Origin of the sequence: Streptomyces sp. Je 1-4 4N24 (genome assembly GCF_026239515.1) — a bacterium.
In the GTDB taxonomy this organism is placed as follows: Bacteria; Actinomycetota; Actinomycetes; order Streptomycetales; family Streptomycetaceae; genus Streptomyces; species Streptomyces nigrescens.
Genome location: NZ_CP110836.1, coordinates 1,309,949 through 1,326,293 on the forward strand (window position 1 = coordinate 1,309,949; position 16,345 = coordinate 1,326,293).

Below are 16,345 nucleotides of genomic sequence, written 5' to 3' on the forward strand. Positions count from 1 at the left end.
TGAAGGGCGGGGGCGGGTGCGGGCGGGTCAGTGGAGGGCGGCGGTCCGGGCCGCCGGGGCCGGGGCGTTGAAGCTGAGCAGTGCGGTCTGCCCGTTCTCGATACGGAGCTCGGTGCGGGCGCCGTTGTCCAGCCGGGGGAAGACGCGGCGGTAGTCGGCGAGCGGGATGCCCAGCAGATGGCAGAGCAGGACCCGGACGAGAGTGGAGTGCGCGACGAGCAGGATCCGGCCGTGCGGCTGTGCCTGGGCGAGTTCGGCGAGGCAGTCGGCGGCGCGCTCGGCGGCGCGGCGCGGATGTTCGCCGCCGGGCAGATGGTTCTCGACCGGGTCGGCGAGGAAGGCGGCCAGCTGTTCCGGGAAGCGCCGGCGCATCTCGTCCCTGGTCAGTCCCTCGCCCTGGCCGAAGTCGACCTCGTAGAGCCGCTCGTCGACACCCGCGGTGAGACCGCAGGCCTCGGCGGCGGGGGCCGCGGTCTGCCGGGCGCGGGAGAGCGGTGAGCTCCAGATGGCGGTCAGTCCGGCGGTGGCGGCCCAGGTGGCGAGGGCGGCGGCCTGCTCGCGGCCGTGGTCGGTCAGGGCCACGTCGGTGCGGCCGGCGTAGCGGTTCTCCGCGTGCCAGACGGTCTCGCCATGGCGTACGAGGATGAAGTCGGTCACGGTGCTGCCCTCCTGCGGGCGTGGTCGGCCACGGACCGGTCGAGCCAGCCACGGCGGGTGAGTTCGTCGATGAAGCGGAGATGGACGGGGAGGTAGCGGGCGGTGCGGGCCGGCCTCGGGGTGATCTCCCGGGCGGTGCGCACCATGGCGGCGGCCGCTTCCTGCAGACCGGTGCCGGAGGAGGTGGCGGCGAGGACGGCCATGCCGAGGGCGCCCTCGGCCTGCTGCGGCAGCCGTACGGGGCGGCCGAGGACATCGGCGCGCAACTGGCACCAGTAGGCGTTGCGGGCGCCGCCGCCGGTGAAGGTGAGCGGCCCGTCGACGGGCGCGCCGAGGTGGTCGAGGTAGTCGAAGCAGAGCCGTTCCAGGCAGGCGACGCCGAGGAGACAGGCATGGAACTCGGCGGCCCGGGTGGGGGCTTCGCCTAGGAGGAAGGGTGCGGCTCCGGGAGCGCGGAAGGGGAAGCGTTCACCGCCGCCGGCGACGAGGGGGTAGACGACCGCGTCCGGGTCCAGGGCGGCGGCCTGTGCGGTGAGCGCGTCCAGGTCCGCGCCGGGGAAGCGTTGGGAGAGGACGCCCGCGCCGCTGCTGGAGGCACCGCCCGGCAGCCAGGTCCCGCCGGGCCCGCGGTGGCAGTAGACGACGCCTGCCGGGTCGCGGACCAGGTGCGGGCTGCTGCCCTTGAGGACGAGGGTGGTGCCGAGCACCGAGTTCCAGGCGCCCGGCGCGAGCGCTCCGGCGCCGATCTGGGCGGCGCAGCCGTCGGTCATCCCCGCGACGATGGTGGTCCCTTCGGGGATGCCGGTGGCCTCGGCGGCCGGGGCGCAGACGGTGCCGAGCGGGCTGCCGGGGCGGACGACGTCGGGCAACATCCCCTCGGGGACGCCGAGTTCCGCCATCACCTCCTCCGGCCAGCGCTCCTCGACGAGGTGGTAGCCGGTCTTGAGGGCGTGGCTGGCATCGCTCGCGAGCTGCCGGCCGGCCAGCCGCCAGGTGATCAGGTCGACCTGGTGCAGCAGCCGGGAGCCGGTGCGGAGTTCCGGGTCGTCCTCCAGGAGCGCGACGAGCTTGGGCAGCGCCCAGGACGGCTGCATGGTGCGGTAGCCCAGCTCCTGCCAGACCTTCTCCCCGGCGGCGTTGACCGCGGCGGCCGGTGCGGCGGCGCGCCCGTCGTCGTACATCAGGCCGGGGGTGCGCGGGGTGCCCCGGTGGTCGGCGAGCAGGATCGTGCCGGAGGTCCCGTCGACCGCCAGCCCGCGGATACGGCGGGTGTCGAGGCCGTCGAGGGCCTCCCGGCAGGCGGCCCCGAGCGCGTGCCACCACTCCTCGGGGTCCTGTTCGTGGCGGTTGCCGTCGCGCCGGCCGGTCAGCGGGCGGGCGGCGGTGGCCAGGACCTGTCCGGTGCCGTCGACGGCGACACAGCGTGCGCTCTGGGTGCCGAGGTCGAGGCCGAGCCAGATGCCGTCGAGGGCGGGGGCGGCGCCGTGGTGGCGCGGGTCAGACACGGGGTCCTCCAGGGGTGGTGGCGGGGTGGCCGCCGGCTTCGGTCGGCCGGCCGGGGGCCTCGGCGGGGCGGCGGGCGCTCCCCCGCCAGACGGCGGCGCCGCGCCAGCCCGCCTCCCGGGCGCGCGTCCGCCACCCGAGGAAGTCCTCGTACAGCGCGGCATAGAACTCCGCACGTTCCGGCACGGGCTCCCAACTGCGCTGCATCCGGACGTACTTGGCGGCGGCGCTGTGCATGCTGGTCTCGGCGCCGGTACGGACCAGGCCGGTGAGGAAGGCCCCCTTGGCGCCGAGTTCGGTGTCGCCGGAGCGGGCGGTGGGCACCCCGGTGGCATCCGCGATCAGGGCGCACCAGGCGTCGCTGTTGGCGCCGCCGCCGCACAGCCGCAGTTCGCTGACGTCCGTGCGGGCGGCGGCCAGCGAGTCCCGCAGGACCAGCGAGAGCCCGTCGAAGACGGCACGCGCCAGGTCGGCGGGTGTGTGTTCCAGGGACAGGCCCCAGAAGGAGCCGCGGGCGCCGGTGTCGAGGAAGGGGGCGCGCTCACCGGCCGGGGAGAGGTACGGCAGGAACATCAGCCCTCGGGCGCCCGGCTCCGATTCGAAGGCCAGCTGTGCCAGCTCCGGCGGTCCGGGCAGATGGAGCAGCCGGGCCGCCCAGCCGAGCACCTCGGCGCCGTTGAGCGTGGGGAAGGCCCGCAGCACCCGTTCGCGGCCCCGGTAGGCGATGTGGATGCCGGACGGCTCGCCGCCGGTGTCGATCCCGGTGCGGACGATCTCGGTGCACAGCGTGGTGCCCAGGATGCTGCACGCCTGGCCGGGGTTGACGACGCCGACGCCGCGGGCGGTGGCGGCGATGTCGTACGGGGACATCACGACCGGCAGCCCCGCGGGCAGGCCCAGCTCCTCCGCGGCCCCGGTGGTGATTTCGGCGATCCGCTGCGACTCCCCGAGAACGGTGGGCAGCAGCCGTGCGTAGGCGTCGAGGCCGAAGAGATCGATGATGCCGGGGTCGTAGTCGCCGGTGGTGTGGTCGAGGAACGGGGCGGAGGCGTCGGACTCGTCGCTCGCCCGGACGCCGGTGAAGCGCAGGAAGAGCCAGCCGGCGGCGGTGAGCGAGGTGGCGGAGCGGGCCAGCCGGTCCGGGTCGTGTGCGGCGAGCCAGCTGAAGAGGGCGTTGGGCATTCCGGCGCAGGTCAGCGAGCCGTTGCGGCGGAAGGCCGCCTCCAGGACGCCGTCGCGCTGCCAGCCGGTGAGCAGGTCCCCGGCGCGGCCGTCGGACCACAGGATGGCGGGCCCGGTGGGGCGGCCGCGGTCGTCGACGAGCCAGGCGCCGTCGCCCTGGGCGGTGAAGGACACCAGCCAGACCGGGTCGGTCAGCCCGTCGAGGACCGTGCGGACGGTGTGGACGACGGCGTCCCAGACGGCGTCCATGTCCTGTTCCGCCCAGCCGGGGTGCGGGCGCAGGACCTCGGTGGCCCTGCGGGCGACGGCGATCTCGGTGCCCTGGTCGTCGAAGACGACGGACTTGATCACCGTGGTGCCGACGTCGATGGTCAGTACGGACATCAGTGGGGTCCTCTCACGCCGGTGCCGAGGCGGCGGTGGGCGCGGGGCCGTCCGGGGCGTCGCCGTGCCGGGCGCCGGCGCCTGGGGCGTCCGCCCTACCGGGCGCGGCCGGCAGCTTCAGGAAGTGGGCGAGCACGCAGCTCACCGCATACATCCCCGCGAAGATCCAGACCACCCCTTCGACACCGAGCGGTCCGACGAAGGCGGCGACGACGGCGGGGCCGACGAAGGTGCTGGCGCCCGCGCCCAGGTTGAGGGCGGCCAGGGCCTGGCCCTGGTGCTTCGGCTCCAGGGTGGGCACCAGCGCCGAAAGCGGTACATAACCTGCCAGCGTAGCGCCGTAGAACGCGGCGACCAGGAGGGCGAGCGGGAAGTTCGCGCCCGCCGCGTCCGGGACGTAGAAGAGCAGCAGGGTGCTGAGCGTGCAGCCGGCGCCGCCGAACCAGGCGATGGTGCGGCGCCAGCCGAACCGGTCGCCGACCACGCCGAACAGCAGGTTGGCGAAGATATTGGTCGCGAACATCGCGCTGAGCAGATGCAGCCACTCGGTGAGGGTGAAGCCGACCGTTCTGGTGAAGTGGATCGGCAGGATGACGAAGAAGCCGAACTGCGAGGCCGTGTTGATCACTCGGACGACCGAGCCGACGCCGACCCGGGGGTTGCGCCACAGGATCGTGACGCTGCCGACCAGGGTGGCCACCGGCCCCTCCCCCTCACCGGGGGCCCGCCGTACACCACGGTCGTCACGGACCAACAGCAGGGCGATCAGCCCGCCCGCGGCCACCAGCACCAGCGCGGCCCACAGGGTGGCGTAGGCGCCGATGTGCGGGATGAGGCCGCCGGCGACCAGCGAGCCGAGCGTGGGCAGGCCGCCGGTGAAGGCGAACCAGAACCAGCCCATGGCCGTGCCGAGCCGGGCACGCGGCGCCACTCCGGCGATCCAGACGAGGAACCCGTAGGCGAACAGCGGATACCCCAGGCCGCGCAGCCCGTACCCGAGCATCATCAGCGGATAGCTGGTCAGGGGGATGGCGGCGGTGAGGAAGAGCAGCTGGAAGACGCCCCAGATGCCCAGGCCGGCCCACATGACGCGGCGCGGCCCCCACAGGTCGGACAGCACTCCGGAGAGCCAGGCGGCGATACCGGCGGCGACTCCGTAGACGGTGAACAGCAGCGCGACCCGGGATTCGGACAGGCCCTGGTCGAGGAGGTACGGCGAGAGATAGCCGGACTCGACCCCGTCTCCGATCATGAAGAGGAGGAGTCCGAGGTATCCCCAGGCGAGGGTCGGCGGGATGCCCAGGCGTGTGATCAGCGAACCCGGAGGAGAATTCTTCATCGAATCTCCCTTTCTGCGGCGGCGGGGCAGGAGGGGTGGACGCAGCGATGGAACCGCCGGGCGGAAACGGGCGTCAATGGCCGCCGGAATCTTCGCATCGGGGCCGCGACCTGCCATGTTGTGTCGTACCGGAGCCGCATGTGGGCGCCCTGGCCGCCGCGCGCGCCATGTGAAATCCGTGCGAACATAACGCGGCGCATTCACACGGCGGAGCCCGTACGGCGAGGGCCGCACCGGCCCGCCACAGGGACAACCGGGACGGAGGGAGCGGAGCGATGGACCGGGTCGAGGCGCAGGAGGAGCGGCGGCGCCGTATGCGGGACACCGTCATCGCCCGCGGGTTCGTGCGGACCGCGGACCTCGCCGAGGAGTTCGGCGTGAGTCTGATGACCGCCCACCGCGATCTGGACGCCCTTCAGGCGCAGGGCTGGCTGCGCAAGGTGCGCGGCGGTGCGACGGGGCTGCCGTCGGCGCAGTTCCACGGCAGCGTCGCGGAGCGGATGGCCACCATGGCGCAGACCAAGCAGCAGCTGGCGCGGGCCGCCGCCACGCTGCTGGTCCCCGGGCAGACGCTGCTGCTCGACGACAGCACGACCTGTCTGCTGCTGGCGCACCAGCTCGCCGGGCACACCCCGCTGACGGTGATCACCAACTCGCTGCCGGCCCTCACCACCCTCGCCAAGGAGCCCGGTGTCGCACTGATCACGCCGGGCGGTGCGTACTTCCCGGCGTATGACGCCTTCATGGGCCCGCACACCGCGGAGGCGGTACGGGCCTTTCGCGCCGATGTGCTGTTCATGTCCACCACGGCCGTCACCAACGGCCGCTGCTACCACACCTCACCGGAGACCGTGCAGGTCAAGCGGGCCATGATGGAGAGCGCCGGCCGCCGGGTACTGGTCGCCGACCACACCAAGTTCACCAAGGGCGGCCTCTATGCGCTCGCCCCGCTGACCGACTTCGATCTGCTGATCGTCGACGACGGGCTGGCCGCCGAGCAGGTACGGGCGGTACGGGCGGGCGGCACCGAGGTGATGGTGGTGCCGGGACGAGGCCGGTGACCTCAACGCACGTGCAACAGGTGGTAGTTGATTGCGCCAAGGTCACGAAGACGGCACCCGGACCGGCCCTGACGCTCAACCGACCTGGAAATTCTGCTTGAGCTCCAGCTCGCACCAGACCGTCTTGCCGACGCCGAGTACGTGGACGCCCCAGCGGGCCGAGAGCGTACGGACAAGCAGTAAGCCGCGGCCGTGCGACGCGTGTGACGGGGGCCCGCCGACGCAAGGGAGGCATTCGCCGCGGGTGTCGGTTACGGCGATGCGGAGTACGGAGTCGGTGTGGGTGAGACGTACGCGAAAGAGTCGGCCGCGGACGTGGGCATGGCGCAGAGCGTTGGTGGCCAGCTCGGAGACCAGCACCTTTGCATCGTCGGCCAGTTGGTTGTGGCCCCATTCGGCGATGAGGCGGGCGGCGCGATTACGCGCCAGGGCGATGCTCTTGGGGCGTGGGGTGTAGTCGAGTACGTCCTCATGAAGGACCACTTCTGCCGGGTTGGGATGTGGGGCGATCACCTTTGGCCACCTCCGGTTCAGGGCAGCCCACAGTCGTCACCAACTGTCGTCGCTGCGCTATTGGTTCACTACGGAAGGTAGCGGCGCCCTCTTGATCGTTACAAGTTCCTCCCAGGAAATATCCTCCGAACGTGCTTGCGGGGATGATCCCTCCGCCGCCAAACTGGCCCGGCTACCAGGAGGGGTACAACGTGACAGCACGCCAGGCGACGCAAGGAAACAGCACCACAACGGTCTTGGGGCGCCGACTGGGTGGTGAGTTACTACGACTCCGCACGGCAGCGGGGCTGAGACAGCCCGAGGCAGCCAAGGCCCTCACCGCCTCCACCACGAAAGTCGCGAAGATGGAGGGCGGCTGGGTCCCCATGCGCGACCCGGACATCCGTACCTTGTGTGCTCTGTATGGCGTGACCGACCCGGCGCTCGTGGGTGGTCTGCTGGAGCTGGCACGGATCGACCGCGAGCGGCGCAAGGCCAGGGGCTGGTGGAACGAATTCCCGGACCTGGGCGATATGCAGGAGTACGTATCGCTGGAGAGTGCGGCCACCGCAATCAGGGCCTGGCACCTGACCTTCATGCCTGGTCTGCTGCAGACGCCCGATTACGTCCGCGCCCTCAGGGACGACGAGCAGTTCGTGGCCACGCGAATGGTTCGACAGCGGCGGCTCATCGACGATCCGCAGCTCTCGCTGCATGTGGTGATCTACGAGGCCGCGCTGAGGAGTGTCGTCGGCAACGCCACGGTGATGCGCGGGCAGCTCGAGCACCTGACCACAATGGGTCGAAGGCCGAACGTGACGGTTCAGGTGCTCCCGTTCAGCGCTGGCTCCCATCAGGGCATGGACGGCGCGTTCAACATCATCTCGTTCGGCGAGCCGGGCGCGATGGACGTGGTCTACATGGAGATCCCGTTCAACCGGTTGTGGGTGGAAGGCGGGAAGAGTGCTGCACAGCACGATGAGTTGTTCGAGAGAATCGCACAGCTAGCCCTCAGCGAGCGCGAGTCACACGCGTTCATCACCAGCCTCAGTAAGGACCTTTGAGCGATGCCCGAGTTCAGATTCCGCAAGTCCAGCTACAGCAACGCCGAACGTGAGTGCCTCGAAGTGGCCACCAACATCCCGGGCACGGTCGCCATACGCGACTCCAAGAACCCCGCAGGCCCCATACTCCAGCTGGGCCCCGACACCTGGACTACCTTCCGCAGCGCCGTCGTGACAGGCCGGTTCGAGCGGTAGCCTCAGCAGAGAACTGTGAGCCATGACCGATTACAGCTACCGCAAGTCCAGCTACAGCGATCACCAGGAGGAGTGCGTGGAGGTGGCCACCAACGTCCCGGGCAGCATCTCCATACGCGACTCCAAGAACCCCACAGGCCCCATACTCCAGCTGGGCCCCGACACCTGGACAGCCTTCCGGAGCGCCGTCGCAGCAGGCCGGTTCGAGCGGTAGGGGTCGCGCCGCCAGCTGGAACCAGGGCTTGTCCTTCGGCCGGCCCGGCCCGCGACGAGGTCGCGGACCGGGCCGGGTCAGGACGGAATCAGGCTGCGGCGGATCAGTTGTTGAGGCTGGTGTGGTTCCACCAGCCCTGGCGGCCGACGGTGAAGTCGACCGTCGGGCCGGACCCGTCGATCTTGCCCTGATACTGCTGCCCCTTCTTCAGCGGGCTCTCGATCAGCTTGTCGTGGGCGTCCTGGATCGAGTCGATGACGAGGGTCGGGACCTTCTTCAGCAGCGCCGGGTCGATGGCCTTCGTGGGGGCGATGGTGACGGCCTCGTCCCAGTTCGGGCGGGCCGCGAGCTGGTGGGCGAGGTGGATCTCGTCGCCTTCGCCGAACACCAGGTAGGTGAGGTATTCGGGGTAGGGCAGGTCGCCGAGCTTGCGGAAGGAGAGGACGTCCTCCCTCTTGCAGTCCACCGTGGTCTCGGCCGTCGTCATCTGCTGGAAGTCACGGCTGCCGTCCGGCTTCACCACGACCCGCTCCAGATGCACCCGGAACTCCTTGCCCTGCTGCAGCTCCGGGAGTTCGAAGTGGTGCGGACAGCGCAGGGAGTAGAAGACCCGCTGGTTCTCGTGCTGCGCCAGGTCCTTCAGGTACATGTCCCGCAGCTCTCCGTTGTCCTTGATGGAGAAGCTGAAGACGGCCTGGTAGTTGTGGCCCGACTGGGGGTTGTACAGCGCCAGGTGGTAGAAGAACAGCTTCTTCTTGCCCAGCAGCAGGAAGCGGTGGATGTGCTCGTGTCCGGCCGTGGGCTCGGATGCGGGGGTGGGGGTCATGGTGAGATCTCGCCTTTCATGAGTGGGGGTTGTGGTGGAGGTTCCGCTGCCGCCGGGCCCAGAAGGGCCGGTCGGTCCAGCGGGTTTCCTGGGCGTGCACGGCACGGTGGCCGTGCTGGTAGGCGGTCCGGGCCGTGGTGACCCTGTCCGCGTAGTCGGTGAGGGCCGCCCGGTCGCCGTGCAGCCGGGCGTCGACCGCCTGGCCCGCGCTCAGCCCGGTGTAGAGGGCGGTGAGGATGCCCTGGGAGCTGAGCGGGTCGAAGGCCGCTGCTGCGTCCCCGGCGGCCGTCCAGCCGTCGCCGTGCACCCGGTCCAGATGTGCGCTGTGCGCGGGGGCGCGGCGGGGTGGGCGCAGGGTGGTGAGCCCGTGCGGGCGGGCCCGGCGGGAGATGTGCCGGGTGGCCAGCAGTCGTTGGCGGAACCGCTCGGCGCCGCGGGCGGCGGCGAGCGGCAGATCGGGGTCGGTGAAGTAGGCGACCAGACGGTGCCGGGAGGGCAGCAGGGCGGTGTACCACCAGCCGTCCTGGTCGGACTCGACCAGCGAACGGCCGTCGATGGGGGTCCGCGGGGCCGGGTCGAGAGTGAGGTGGAGGGCGGTCAGCTGGTCTCCGGTGCGCCGCCGGGCGCCGGTGCGGACGGCGATCGCGGCGCCCCGTCCGGTGGCGTCCACCACCCAGCGGCAGCGCACCGTACGCTCCCCGGCCCCGCCGGCCCGGTCGCGCAGGGCGAGCCGCCAGGTGCCGTCCGACTGCCGGGAGGGGCTCCGTACGGCGGTGTGCTCGGCGACCTCGGCGCCCGCCGCGCGGGCGGCGGCGCGCAGCCGCCGGTCGAAGAGCGGACGGTCGAGGTGCCAGCCGTGGCCGTACGGGTCGTGGAGGAAGTCCACGGCGTGCAGTTCGGGCGAGCCCCAGGCGGACAGATTGCCGTGGCAGGGCAGATGGCCGCTGCCCAGGACCGGCTCGGCGACACCGAGATCGGCGAGCAGCAGCCGGCCCATGGACACCAGCGCCTCGCCTGCCTTGGGCGGGCCGGTGCCGGCGTCGGCCAGCAGGACCGTCCGCCCGGCGTGGACGAGGGTGAGCGCGGCGGCGCAGCCGGCCGGGCCACCGCCCGCGACCACGACGTCGTAGGCGGGTGCGGGGCTCACTGGGTGCCGTGGAGGGGGTCGAGCTTCTCCAGATATCCGGCGGCGATCGTCGACTCGTCCCGGCCGGTCGCCTCCTTGACCTCCTGGACCGCCTGCTGCACGAGCATGGACTCGACGGTCTCGGCCGGGATCTCCCCGGTCCAGGCATCGGCCACGCCCGCCAGTTGGGGCGCGCCCGCCTCGGGCACCTGGATGTTGATGAGGTTGGCGTGGTCGGGGGCCGGCGGATAGCCGGGCTCGGACTCCACCTGGACATACTTGGGGAACTTCCCGTCGCCCACGGTGTATTCGTGCGGCTCGACGATGCCGAACTTGTACCAGTCGTCGATCATCTGTCGCCGCTGCTTGTTGAAGTCGGTGCCCTTCAGGCCGCGCAGCCATACCGCCCGGTTCTCGAAGGCCTTCTCCCTGGCACTGTCGTCGGGGCCGCTCGGCGGGGTGTTGACGGTCGCGAAGTCGGCCTGTTTGAGCACATGGTTGGGCATCTGGGCGGGCCAGAAGGTGGGCAGATAGGGGCTGTAGCGGGGGCCGAGCCCGGACCGTACCTGGTAGCCGGAGCGGCAGCTCGCGGTGTCGCACTGCCAGGGGGCGGCCATCCAGCGGGTGAGGTCGCCCGGCCCCTGCGCGTACAGCGGACCGTTCTTGCCCAGGGCGTCCTGGACGCTGAGCACATCCCCGTAGTCGCGTTCCGGGTTCTCCGGCGTGCGGTGCAGGATGCGGAAGGGCTCGGAGTACATGGTCTTGTGCCGCATCGGCCAGGTGACCTCGCAGCCCGGGTGGAACGCGTCGGCGGCGCAGTTGTCCAGCGCGGCCCGGTCCAGCAGCCCCGGCCGGGCGGCGACGGGCGCCGCGTCCACGTCCGGGTGGCCCTTGCGGGGCGGGCCGGTGGTGAAGTGGCCGTCGGCCCATTGGGCCAGCATCCGGTCCTGCTCGCAGGAGATCTTGATGTGCTGGCGGACGGATTTGGGTTTGCCGCTGGACATGAAGTCGCCGTAGAGCCACGGCCAGGGCAGGGGGGACGTCCCGTCCCGGTCGTAGTCACGCATCTGGACATAGACCTGGCGGCGGAGTTCCCGGCTGGACTCGCCCGGGTCGGCGAGCCGCTTGCGCATGGCCGGGGCGAGGAAGTGGTGCGGGCCTTCCCAGCCGAACTGGGTGGCGAAGCCATGGTTGACCCACTGCAGATCGCAGAACCGGCTCAGCAGCGGTTCGATGTGTTCGGGGAACGAGACCTGCTGCACGGCGGGCAGGGTGTGCTCGGTGACGAACACGTCGTACAGCAGGTCGTAGAGGGTGCGGACGGTCTTCACACCGGGCGCGTAGTGCGGCGGGGCCACCACCGCCCAGGCCGGGCTCGCGGCCTTGGTGACGCCCCCGATGGTGACCTCCGCCGTGACCGGGCCGTCGGAGACGTCGTCGTACCAGGTGTCATTGTTGGCGACGCCGGAGATCGGCTTCTCGGGTGTGGCGTACGAGGCCGATTTTCCGACGCCGCCGACGACCAGCAGGCGGCCGTCGTCCTGGGTGGAGATCGATCCCAGGGGGACCGCCCGGTTCATGATCTTCCCGGAGAGGGCGGCGTTCTCGTGGAGGGAAGCGCGGATCGCCTTGTTGCCGGCATCGATGACGAGCTTCTTCCGCTCCGCTCCCCTGACGTCGAAGTTCCGACGGGTCAGCTGGGCCTCCGGCAGGGCGGGGGCCTCATCGATGTCGAGCGGGATGTGGAACTGGTACCAGGCGGCCTTCTTGTTGGCCAGGTGCACCGACCACTTGATCTCGGTGACGCCGTCCTCGCCCAGTTTGAGTTCCCGGACGGCCTCTCCGGCCTGGTTGTAGCCGTAGACCCGGAACCGGGCGGCCTGCCGGATGACCTTCCCCGAGCTGTCCTTGTACGAGCCGGGCGGCAGCGGCGGCTGGTCCGGTGACTCCGGGCCGATGAAGGGCGGTTTGTCGCTGTTGCCGACCCGGGCTATGCCGATGGCGGGATGGATCTTGACCTGGACGATCTGCGTGTCCATCGAGGAGCCTTTCACTGGGCGGGTGTGGTGCCCCCCGACGGCTCAAACGTGGATCAGGCTCGCGCGCGCTGTGATGTCCAGGCATCGCAATGGATGAACGGATTCACCCCTTCGTGTCGGCGGCCGCGCCCGGTCTGCCGTACGGAGACCGGGGCGGCGCCGCGGACCGCGCGCGTCAGCCGTCGGCGAGCCCCAGCAGCGAGGGCTGGTCGGCCAGGTCGCGGAAGGCCGCCCGCGGGTCCTTGAGCAGTGTGCGCTCGGTGAGGTCGAGCAGCCCGCAGACGGCGCTCACCTCGGCGGCCACCGTCCCGTCCGCCGTACGGACGGTCTGCTCGATCCGGAAGGTTTTGCCCTCGCCCCAGACGAACGCGCAGCTCACCTCGACCTCGTCACCGGCCCGCAGCTCCCGCAGGTAGCGGATGGTGGTCTCGACGGTCACCGGGCCGACGCGGCGGTCCACCATGGTGCTCTGCCGGATGCCGCTCGCCTGCAACAGCGACCAGCGGGCGTGTTCGGCGTACTGCAGATAGACGCTCTGGTTGAGATGGCCCTGGGTGTCGGTCTCGTAGCCGCGCACCGTGATCCCGACGGCGAACGGCCCCGCCGCGTCCGGACCGACTGCCGACTCCGCCGCTTCTGCCACGCGCTTCTCCCACTCCCCGTAGGCGCCGGTCCGCCACTCGGGCCCCCGAGGCCTCATTGACCACTGGCTTCACATCGTAGGGGTGGCGGGCAAGGGGCCGGAGGGGTTTTCCCGGCGTCGGCCACCGGCCCCGTGGGCGGTGGCCGGGCGCGCGGTGACGGGCGCGGTGACGGCGGGCGGCGGGCGCCTCAGGGGCTGCCCGTCACCAGCCGCAGATTCCACTTCTCCAGGGCCTCGCCGACCGGCTGGAAGATGGTGAGCGTGGCACCGCCGAAAGTGCCGCAGTGGGCGGCGCCACCGCCCGAGTGCACTCCCAGGGCCTTCGGGGCGTTGGGCTGGGTGACATACGATCCGCCCGAATCGCCGGGCGCCGAGCAGGCGTTGGTGAACGACAGGCCCTCGATGACCGTGTTGCCGTAGTCCACGGTCTGGTCGACACGGGTGATCTCCCCGCAGTGCCAGCCGCTGCTCTGCCCGGAGTGGCACAGCGACATACCGGCCAGGCCCTCCTGCGCGCCGGTGACGGTGACCGGCGCACCGCCCTGGCCGGCCACGTTCGCGCTGACCGTCCAGCCCGGCTGGTCGACCTCGACCAGCCCCAGGTCCCCCTCACGTCCGTTGACGCTGTGCCCGCCGCCCTGGTTGGACGTCCCCATGCGGCTGCCGTCCTTGCCGAACGCGGCCTGATCGGCGGTCAGCGTGCAGTGACCGGCTGTCAGGAAGCCCTGGAAACTTCCCGGTCCGGTCACCGAGAAGCCGATGGAACAGATGCCCTCGCTGCCGGGCATCCACCGCTCACCGCCGACCACCGTGCCGCCCTGCTGCCGCGGCGTCTGGTTGCTGCGCTCCACGGTGACCGGGATCTTCCCCCGTGCCCCCAGCTCACGGACGGTCTTCTCGAAGGCGGCGGTCCGGGCGGTGTGCCGGGTGCGGTCGATGCGGACCACCACACCGTTGGCGCGCTCGTCCACGCCCCAGCCGGTGACACCGGCCACCCCGTCGCCGGCCCGGCCGGTGATCTGCTGCACCAGGGCCCTGAGCGTGGCGCGGCTGTGCAGCACCGTCTTGGGCACCGCCCCGGCGGCCCGCACCCGCTGGGCGTCGGCGGCGCCGGTCACCGCGACGACCAGCTTGCCGGTGGTCCTGTCGAACCACATCCCGGCGGGCGGGCTGCTCAGCGTCCGGCGCACGGTCGCCGCGGCACGGTGCGCATCGGTCTCCTGGGCGAGCCGGGTCCGTACCTGCACCGCTGTCAGCCCGAGGTCCCGGCGCATCGCGTCGAGCATGCCGCGTGGCGAGGGCTTGGACGTCGGGTCGGGCCGGGGCACGCCGTGCGCCGGGCTGAACGGGCCGACCGCCGCCAGGACGGCGGCGACGGTCGCGCCCCAGAGAGCTGCCTTGCGAAAGCGGCGTTCCATCGGGGATCTCCTCGCGGTGTCGAGTGCACGTCGGACCGATGTGGTGAGCGTGCTCGACACCGGGGCGTGCGGCATGAGTGAGATCCCCGGCATCATGACCGGGTGTTCCGTGAATCCGGCCGTCAAGTCCCCACCGTCCACGGCACGGTGGCGTTCCGGCAGCTCCCGGAGGAGCTGCGCAATGTGACCTACTCGGGTGCCCGCCATCCGGGAGCGGCGACACCTGAATGCCCGTCACGCGCGGCGGGCGCGGCGGTCGGTGTTCCCGGCCGCCGCGCCCCGGGCCCCTTCGCCGACCTGGCCGGGGGCGCGAACTGCCAGCGCTACGCCTACGCCGTGCTGCGCCACTTCGGCCTGCTGGTACCACCGTTGCGCTCGGCGGAGCTCTGGGCGGACGAAGCGGCGACCCACCGGGCGGACCGTCCGCAACCGCTGGATCTGGTGCTGTTCGACGCCGGGCCGGCCGAGGGCCGGCCACCGGGCTACGGCGCGCACGTGGGCGTCCACCTGGGCCCCGACCAGGTCCTGCATCTGTGCCGGGAGGTCGGCAGGCCCATCGTATGGCGCTATGCGGACTTCGCGGCGCGGCCGCGCTACGGGCGCCTCCTCGGCGTCAAGCGGGCGGGGCGGGCCCGGGGGCGCTGAGCGCTCAGAAGCCGCCGCCGAAGTCGCCGCCACCGCCGAAGCCACCGCCGTCGCCGAAACCACCGCCGCCACCGCCGAAGTCGCCGGAGTTGAAGTCGGATCCGGAGTAGTCGCCGCCCTCGGCGCCCGCACCGCCGTAGTCGGCACCATAGGCGGCGGACGACATCATCATGTTGCCGAGCAGCGTGCCCACCAGGAGGCCGGGCAGCAGGCCACCGCCGAAGTAGCCGCCGGCCCAGGGGCCGTAGGCCGGGCCCGCGTCCCAGTAGGGCCGGTCGCCGCTCGCGGTCCGGACCGTACGGGCCAGCGGCTCCCGCCCGTCGTCCATGCGGCTCTTGTCCGCGGCGCAGACCGGGACGGTGCGCTCGGCGCCGCCCTCCGGTGCCCACCGGACGTCCACGACGGACGGACCGTGCCGTGGATCGAAGAAGCAGGGCAGCCGCCGCTCGGGCAGCGGTTCGCTCTCGCGGCGCGCGGCGAGGGTGGCCAGCGAGAACCGGCCGTCCTCCAGGGCCTGGGTCACCCCCTGCACCTCACCGGGGTGCTGGGCCGCCGCCATCGCCGATTTGGCGCTCTCGTACGAGTCCAGCGCATGGCTGTAGTCCGCGCGCATCGCGTCGTCGGCGCCGGGCTCACCGGGGTGGAAGTCGAGCCGGTCCAGCTCCTCGCCGAAGGCGGTGATGTCCTCGTCGACGACGACCCGCAGATCCTCCAGCGCGGCCCGCTCCTCCTCGATCCGCCTTCTGCGGTTGCGGCGGGCGATCGCGTAGGCGCCGCCGCCTCCGACGGCCACCAGCACTCCGAGCCCGATCGCGGTGCCGGTGTCGAAGCCGCTGTCACCGGCGCCGCCCCAGGCGGAGGGGGCCTGGCCGTTTGCGGACCGTGCCGCCGTGTCGACGAAGCTGTTCAGGCGCTCGTTGACGGTCGGGTAGTCGGAGCTCTTGACCGAGCCGACGAGGTTCTGCACCGAGTTGCGCGACATCACCCGCGGGTCGGCGCCGGCATTGAAGCCGTTGCCGAGCTCGACGGCGTAGACGCCGCTGATGCCGACCTTGGTGCGCAGGTCCCGCAGCAGGGTGCCGGGCTGGTACTCGGCGGCCCGTGGCAGCACGGCGACGAAGATCGGCTTGTCCGAGTCCTTGATCTTCTTGGCCAGCGCGTCCGCCTGGGCCTCGGAGAACTGGTTCTCGGCGCGGGGATCGACGTAGACCGGGCCCTGTTTGAGGGCCGACGCGGCCTCGTCGAGCCCGCCGACGGCATGGGCGCCCGGTGCCATCGCGGCGACCACCGCCAGCAGCACGGCCACCAGCAGGAGGACTGGTCCGATCAGCGCACGACGGGTTGCGGTCTTCATGTGTTCGACGCTACCCGAACTGCACTTTCAGGACATCACCGGAGCGGCGACCAATTTGGTCCGGAGCGGTGGATTCTCCCTCGTCCCCAGGGGGCTGTCGCGCCGGAGCTGTCCATCCAGGTGATCGCTCAGCGCGTCGTTTTTGATGCGCAAAGTGCCGGGGATGTTCCGGCTCGCCACTCCCCCGAGGAAACGAGGAGACG

Annotated in this window: 16 protein-coding genes; 5 read left to right on the forward strand and 11 right to left on the reverse strand. The window is 71.6% G+C overall.

The annotated features are described in order from the left end of the window. Window positions 1-27: 27 nt before the first annotated feature. The 4 genes from SLV14N_RS05425 to SLV14N_RS05440 are packed head-to-tail and all read right to left on the reverse strand — an operon-like array spanning window position 28 to window position 5,065. Entirely contained in the window at window positions 28-657 is a 630-nt protein-coding gene (locus SLV14N_RS05425; RefSeq protein WP_208679984.1) for a histidine phosphatase family protein, read from the reverse strand. After that, window positions 654-2,162 (reverse strand): FGGY-family carbohydrate kinase, encoded by a 1,509-nt coding sequence (locus SLV14N_RS05430; RefSeq protein ID WP_263268354.1) that lies wholly within the window; start codon window positions 2,160-2,162, stop codon window positions 654-656. The genes SLV14N_RS05425 and SLV14N_RS05430 overlap by 4 nt, the downstream gene beginning before the upstream one ends. Continuing rightward, window positions 2,155-3,726: an FGGY-family carbohydrate kinase gene (locus SLV14N_RS05435; protein ID WP_263268355.1), complete on the reverse strand. Its 1,572-nt coding sequence runs from the start codon at window positions 3,724-3,726 to the stop codon at window positions 2,155-2,157. Before SLV14N_RS05435 ends, SLV14N_RS05430 begins: the two co-directional genes overlap by 8 nt. 13 nt (window positions 3,727-3,739) lie before the next feature. Beyond that, entirely contained in the window at window positions 3,740-5,065 is a 1,326-nt protein-coding gene (locus SLV14N_RS05440) for an MFS transporter (protein WP_263268356.1), read from the reverse strand. A gap of 275 nt (window positions 5,066-5,340) precedes the next feature. Here SLV14N_RS05440 and SLV14N_RS05445 point away from each other — a divergent pair, with 275 nt between their 5' ends. Next, the gene (locus SLV14N_RS05445) at window positions 5,341-6,126 is read left to right on the forward strand and encodes a DeoR/GlpR family DNA-binding transcription regulator (RefSeq protein ID WP_208679989.1); all 786 of its coding nucleotides are present in this window, start codon (window positions 5,341-5,343) and stop codon (window positions 6,124-6,126) included. Window positions 6,127-6,201: 75 nt separating this feature from the next. Here the strand turns inward: SLV14N_RS05445 and SLV14N_RS05450 are convergent, their stop codons facing one another. Next, the gene (locus tag SLV14N_RS05450; protein WP_263268357.1) at window positions 6,202-6,639 is read right to left on the reverse strand and encodes an ATP-binding protein; all 438 of its coding nucleotides are present in this window, start codon (window positions 6,637-6,639) and stop codon (window positions 6,202-6,204) included. A 191-nt stretch (window positions 6,640-6,830) separates the two neighbouring features. Between SLV14N_RS05450 and SLV14N_RS05455 the strand changes: the two genes are divergently transcribed. From SLV14N_RS05455 to SLV14N_RS05465, 3 genes are read left to right on the forward strand one after another with little or no spacing between them, the layout of a single operon-like run. Further along, complete coding sequence (locus tag SLV14N_RS05455; protein WP_259670136.1) at window positions 6,831-7,682, forward strand: helix-turn-helix transcriptional regulator; 852 nt, start codon at window positions 6,831-6,833, stop codon at window positions 7,680-7,682. Window positions 7,683-7,685: 3 nt separating this feature from the next. After that, complete coding sequence (locus SLV14N_RS05460) at window positions 7,686-7,877, forward strand: DUF397 domain-containing protein (protein WP_127154125.1); 192 nt, start codon at window positions 7,686-7,688, stop codon at window positions 7,875-7,877. Between the two features lie 22 nt (window positions 7,878-7,899). Continuing rightward, window positions 7,900-8,091 (forward strand): DUF397 domain-containing protein, encoded by a 192-nt coding sequence (locus SLV14N_RS05465; RefSeq protein WP_263268359.1) that lies wholly within the window; start codon window positions 7,900-7,902, stop codon window positions 8,089-8,091. 103 nt (window positions 8,092-8,194) lie between these two features. On the opposite strand, the gene SLV14N_RS05470 is transcribed toward SLV14N_RS05465, so the two are convergent. The 5 genes from SLV14N_RS05470 to SLV14N_RS05490 all read right to left on the reverse strand — a co-directional run bounded on the left by SLV14N_RS05470 (window position 8,195) and on the right by SLV14N_RS05490 (window position 14,143). Beyond that, window positions 8,195-8,917, reverse strand: a complete 723-nt coding sequence (locus SLV14N_RS05470) for a hypothetical protein (RefSeq protein WP_208679994.1) — start codon at window positions 8,915-8,917, stop codon at window positions 8,195-8,197. 16 nt (window positions 8,918-8,933) lie between these two features. Beyond that, complete coding sequence (locus tag SLV14N_RS05475; RefSeq protein ID WP_263268361.1) at window positions 8,934-10,064, reverse strand: NAD(P)/FAD-dependent oxidoreductase; 1,131 nt, start codon at window positions 10,062-10,064, stop codon at window positions 8,934-8,936. Then, the gene (locus SLV14N_RS05480; RefSeq protein ID WP_208679999.1) at window positions 10,061-12,082 is read right to left on the reverse strand and encodes a LodA/GoxA family CTQ-dependent oxidase; all 2,022 of its coding nucleotides are present in this window, start codon (window positions 12,080-12,082) and stop codon (window positions 10,061-10,063) included. The genes SLV14N_RS05475 and SLV14N_RS05480 overlap by 4 nt, the downstream gene beginning before the upstream one ends. Before the next feature lie 175 nt (window positions 12,083-12,257). Then, on the reverse strand, window positions 12,258-12,782 hold the full coding sequence (locus SLV14N_RS05485) for a thioesterase family protein (protein WP_259670137.1): 525 nt from the start codon (window positions 12,780-12,782) through the stop codon (window positions 12,258-12,260). A gap of 131 nt (window positions 12,783-12,913) precedes the next feature. Continuing rightward, window positions 12,914-14,143 carry a S1 family peptidase gene (locus tag SLV14N_RS05490; protein WP_263268362.1) on the reverse strand — a complete coding sequence of 410 codons (1,230 nt, stop codon included), beginning with the start codon at window positions 14,141-14,143 and terminating at the stop codon, window positions 12,914-12,916. 102 nt (window positions 14,144-14,245) lie between these two features. On the opposite strand from SLV14N_RS05490, the gene SLV14N_RS05495 reads away from it, so the two are divergent. Continuing rightward, complete coding sequence (locus SLV14N_RS05495; RefSeq protein WP_208680005.1) at window positions 14,246-14,788, forward strand: cell wall hydrolase; 543 nt, start codon at window positions 14,246-14,248, stop codon at window positions 14,786-14,788. A 4-nt stretch (window positions 14,789-14,792) separates the two neighbouring features. On the opposite strand, the gene SLV14N_RS05500 is transcribed toward SLV14N_RS05495, so the two are convergent. After that, window positions 14,793-16,142 (reverse strand): hypothetical protein, encoded by a 1,350-nt coding sequence (locus SLV14N_RS05500; RefSeq protein ID WP_263268363.1) that lies wholly within the window; start codon window positions 16,140-16,142, stop codon window positions 14,793-14,795. Window positions 16,143-16,345: the final 203 nt, after the last annotated feature.